Origin of the sequence: Arthrobacter sp. NPDC093139 (assembly GCF_044754165.1) — a bacterium.
Lineage (GTDB): Bacteria > Actinomycetota > Actinomycetes > Actinomycetales > Micrococcaceae > Arthrobacter.
Window position 1 is genome coordinate 1 of sequence record NZ_JBIVOO010000029.1, and the last position, 4422, is coordinate 4422.

Genomic DNA, 4422 nt, shown 5'->3' on the forward strand with positions numbered 1-4422 from the left:
GTGAAATCCAGGTACTTCTTACCATCGGTCGCGTCGATCCAGCTTCCGAGCGCGGATTCAACGACGACAGGAGTGGCCTGCTTAAGGAGGGGACTAAGAGTTGCCATGGCTAATACTTTCTGAGGAACTGTAGATTATCAACAATACGCGATGCCGACTCTCTCAGTGTTTTTCTTGGATCCGTACGCTGGTCTTGAATCGTTGTGGCCGCACGAAGTCGAGGCCGTCAAAGGTCTGCTTGCCGAGGGCTTCATGGGCCGCGATCTGTCCGAATCCGGTGGCGTTTTTGAAGCCGCCGCCGGAGAAGCCGGTGGCGCAGTAGATCCTGCTGTTTTCCGTGAGCCGGCCAAGGAGGGGGTTGCCGTCTTTGGTGAAGAGGTCCGGGAAGGCGTCGGAGCGGACGACATTGGGGAACAGCCCGGGGAAGAACTCCGTGACGGTTTCGGTCGTCTCGGTAATTTCCGCGGGAGTCAGTTCCCTGGGCACGGCGTTCGGGTCCGGTGTTGGTCCGCCGCGGCCGTCCAGGGTTGCCTTGACGGTCACCCCGTCAACCGCGGGCGCGCCGTACATGGAGCGGTCCTCGTAGATGCGGATGAAGATGGGGAATTTCTCCGGGGAGAATTCTTCCGCGTTCCGGGCGACGAACCAGGTCAGAAAGATCCGCTTGGTCTGGGTTGCTGCCTTCAGGTAGTCGGGCATGAGCTGCTGGGACCAGCCGCCGGAGGAGACGATGACGTTCTCGAAGGTCCAGGACTTCTCGCCGGAGGTGACAACCACGCCGTCGGCGGTTTCGGTGATGCCGTCGATGGGGGTGTTCGTGTGGATGGTCGCGCCGTTGGCCTGGGCGGCGGCGACCGCCGCGGTGACGGCGCGGTCGGTGCGCAGGGCGCCGGCGTTGGGGTCATAGACGGCGATGTCGTCGGGCCGGAGGTTGTGCTGCGGGTAGCGTTCGGCCATCTCCTCGCGGCTGAGGATTTCGTGCTCGGCGCCGTTGGTCCGGGTGGTTTCCAGCAGGGCCGAGAGGTAGGCGCCGTCTTTGGTTCCGATGGACAGCCCGCCGCAGCGGGTCAGGATGTTCTGGCCGGTTTCTTCTTCAAGCTCGGCCCAGAGGTCCCGGGAACGCTCCAGGATCGGGTAATAGTCGGGCACTCCCCGGTACAGCATTCGGAACAGTCGCGTATCACCGCCCACGGCGCTTCGGGCATGGCCTGGAGTCTGGGCCTCGAACCCGGTGACAGAGTCGGACAGGCGGGAGGCCTGCCACAGGGCCATGCTGCCGATGCTGCCCAGGCCAATGATCGCGACTGTTCCGTCCATGCCTAGAGCACCATTTCCAGGAAGGCCTGCGTGCGGGGCTCCTTGGGGTTGGACAGGATTTCCCGGGCGTCGCCGCGTTCGACCACGTAGCCGTCATCCATGAAGATCACGGAGTCCGCGACTTCGCGGGCGAAACCCATTTCGTGGGTGACGACGACCATGGTCATGCCTTTCTTCGCCAGCTCCTGCATGACCATGAGCACCTCGCCGACCTTTTCGGGGTCCAGCGCGGAGGTGGGTTCATCAAACAGGATGATCTCGGGGTCCATGGCCAGGGACCGGGCGATCGCTACGCGCTGCTGCTGCCCGCCGGACAGTTGGGCGGGGTAGTAGTCCCCGAACCCGGCCAGGCCGACACTGGCCAGCAGTTCGTGGGCCCGCTTGGCGGACTCTTTCTTGTCAGCGCCCTTGACCAGCACCGGCCCGGACATGACGTTTTCCTGCGCAGTCATGTTGGGGAAGAGGTTGAACTGCTGGAAGACCATGCCGACCCTGGTGCGCTGCTCAGCGAGCTTCTTTCGGCTTACCGCGAGGTAAGCATGGTCCGTCTCGTAATAGCCAAAGTCCTCGCCGTTGACTTTGAGGACCCCGGTGTCGACCGTCTCCAGGCCGTTGATACAGCGCAGCAACGTGGACTTGCCGGAGCCGCTGGGGCCGATGATGCAGCAGATCTCTCCGCTGGCGATGTCCAGGTTGATGTCTTTCAGGACTGTCTTGTGTCCGAAGGACTTACGGATTCCGCGGGCGTGAATGGTGCCGTCGTTGCTCATCGCAGGGTCCCTTCCGGTTCGGTCAGCACAACTTTTGCTTTCCGGGGGAGCCGGGAGGTTGTGCGGGAGTATTTTTGCTCGAGCTTGGACTGCGGGTAGCTCAGCAGCAGGGTCATCACGAGGTACCACAGGCTGGCGACGATCAGCAGCGGGATGGTCTCGTAGGTGCGGGCGTAGATGAGCTGGGCGCTTTGGAGCAGTTCGGCGACGCCCAGCACGCTGACCAGGGAGGTTTCCTTGAACATGCCGATGACCTGGTTGCCGGTGGCGGGGATGATCGAGGGCATCGCCTGGGGGATGATGACCTTGCGCATCTTCATGGAGCTGCTCATGCCCAGGGAGTCGGCGGCCTCGATCTGGCCCTTGCCGACCGAGGAGAACCCGCCGCGGATGATCTCGGCCATGTAGGCGGCCTCGTTCAGCGTCAGGCCGACCAGGGCCGCGGTGATCGGCGCCATCAGGGCGTTCACGTCGACGGCGGTGCCGATGTTGGTGAACGGGATGCCGATGGTCAGGTTCGGGTACAGCGCGGCGACGTTGAACCAGAAAATCAACTGCACCAGGACAGGGGTGCCGCGGAACAGAGTGATGTAGGCGCTGGCTGTGGCGGCGACCGGTTTGATGCTCGAGGACCTCATGATGGCCAAGGCCAGGCCCAGGAGCGTTCCGAGGGCCATGCTGGCAATCGTGAGGAAAATGGTGAGCATCAGCCCACGCAGGATCGTTTCGTAGGTGAAGTACCGGACAACCGTGCCCCACTTGAAGTTGGGGTTGGTCGATACCGAGACCAGGATGCCGATGCCGATCAGGCTGCAGACCACCCACGCGACATACTCAAAAGCGCTGCGCCGCCGGAGCCGGGGCTTGAGATGTGACTCTTTCCCGTTCATGCCGGGGCCACTTCTTTCCATAGTTGTTTGCTGCATGGACGTCCCTTAGCGGATTTTGGCTTCAGTGATGGCTGATTCGGCCAGGCCCCAGTACTCCAGCGATTCCTTGTATTCCGGGCTCTCCAGGACGGACTGGATGGCCTTCTGCAGGGCCGGGGTCAGCGGTGAGCCCTTCTTCACACCCATGGCGACGTTGGTGTTGGTGCGGGTATCCATCCTCGGTTCCAGGATGGTGAAGTGGTTGGGCTGCTGCTCGTTGGCCCAGGCCAGGGCGCTGGCGTCGTAGAAGACGCCGTCGATCCGCTTGGAGTCCAGCTGCGTCAGGGCCTCCTGGACGTTGGGCAGCGTGACGCCGTTGATGGCCGGCTTGCCCTTTTCCTCACAGGTCCACTTCGAGACGTTCGGCAGGTGCTTCAGCTGCTGCGTGGAGCCCTTGGTCACGCCGATGTTCTTGCCACAGAGCGTGTCGTTGGTCAGATTGTTCGGGTTGCCGTGCGGTACCGCCACGGCCGAGCCGCCCTTGAGGTAGTTGATCATGTCCAGGACCTTCAGCCGCTCGGGCGTGGCAGACATGGTGGTGGCGGTGAAGTCGTAGCGGCCGCCGTCGATGCCGGGAATGATCGTGTCAAACGCGGTGTTCTCGAACTTCAGCTTCAGCCCCAGCTTCTTGGCCACCAGCCGGGCGAGGTCCGGGTTCACGCCAATCGGCGTGGTGTTGTCCTCAGCCAGGAACGTCATCGGCGGGGAGCTCAAATCCATCGCCACCGTGATTTCACCCTTGGCCTTGTAGGACTCCGGCAGCAGCGCCACCGCGGCCGGATCCGGCTGGACACCCTCGGAGATGTCACGGGTGTTCTGCGTCTTGGGAATGTCCGCGCCCTGGGTGCCGGTGGCCGGGCCGCCACAGGCAGTGAGGGCCAGCAGGACAGCAAGCCCTGCGGCCGCAGTCTGGACTTTATTGATGGTCTTCATAGTGGTTCCCTTCGAATGGATTCAGCTGGATTGGATCCGCCAAAACGACTGCATCTCATGCGGCGTGTGATCCGCGTCTCGTTCCGCATCTAAGCCAATGCAACATCCTTCCGTGCCGATTGTCAACAATTGACGACCGAAAAATTCGCGGCCTGTACGAGTCGGCTCAGGGGGATCAAAACTGTTGACAATTTACAATTTTGGGTTCTACAGTCGACGTATCGGCAGCAGAGTTCCCATATGGGCAGAATCCACATGATCTGAACATGCCTTGGACCCCGCAGAGGCTCGGCGCCCCGGGCCTTCCGAACAACTTCGACGAACGGATGAATCATGGCAACGACTAACTCCCGGCCGAAGTACATCTCTTTTGATGTCTATGGCACGCTTATCAACTTCGATATTGATCCCACTACGCGTCGTCTGCTGGATGGCCGTATCTCTGAGGAGCAGTGGCCGACTTTCAAGAAGCA

General features: G+C 61.8%; 4 protein-coding genes. All 4 read right to left on the bottom strand.

Features of this window, described 5'->3' with window-relative positions; translation table 11 throughout:
- Positions 1-162 precede the first annotated feature (162 nt).
- The 4 genes from solA to ACIP90_RS21305 are packed head-to-tail and all read right to left on the bottom strand — an operon-like array spanning position 163 to position 3949.
- Entirely contained in the window at positions 163-1317 is a 1155-nt protein-coding gene (gene solA / locus ACIP90_RS21290) for an N-methyl-L-tryptophan oxidase (protein WP_400581749.1), read from the bottom strand.
- A gap of 2 nt (positions 1318-1319) precedes the next feature.
- Positions 1320-2087: an amino acid ABC transporter ATP-binding protein gene (locus ACIP90_RS21295; RefSeq protein ID WP_400581751.1), complete on the bottom strand. Its 768-nt coding sequence runs from the start codon at positions 2085-2087 to the stop codon at positions 1320-1322.
- Positions 2084-2977: an amino acid ABC transporter permease gene (locus tag ACIP90_RS21300; protein ID WP_400581753.1), complete on the bottom strand. Its 894-nt coding sequence runs from the start codon at positions 2975-2977 to the stop codon at positions 2084-2086. Before ACIP90_RS21300 ends, ACIP90_RS21295 begins: the two co-directional genes overlap by 4 nt.
- 45 nt (positions 2978-3022) lie before the next feature.
- Positions 3023-3949: an ABC transporter substrate-binding protein gene (locus ACIP90_RS21305; protein WP_400581755.1), complete on the bottom strand. Its 927-nt coding sequence runs from the start codon at positions 3947-3949 to the stop codon at positions 3023-3025.
- Between the last annotated feature and the right edge of the window lie 473 nt (positions 3950-4422).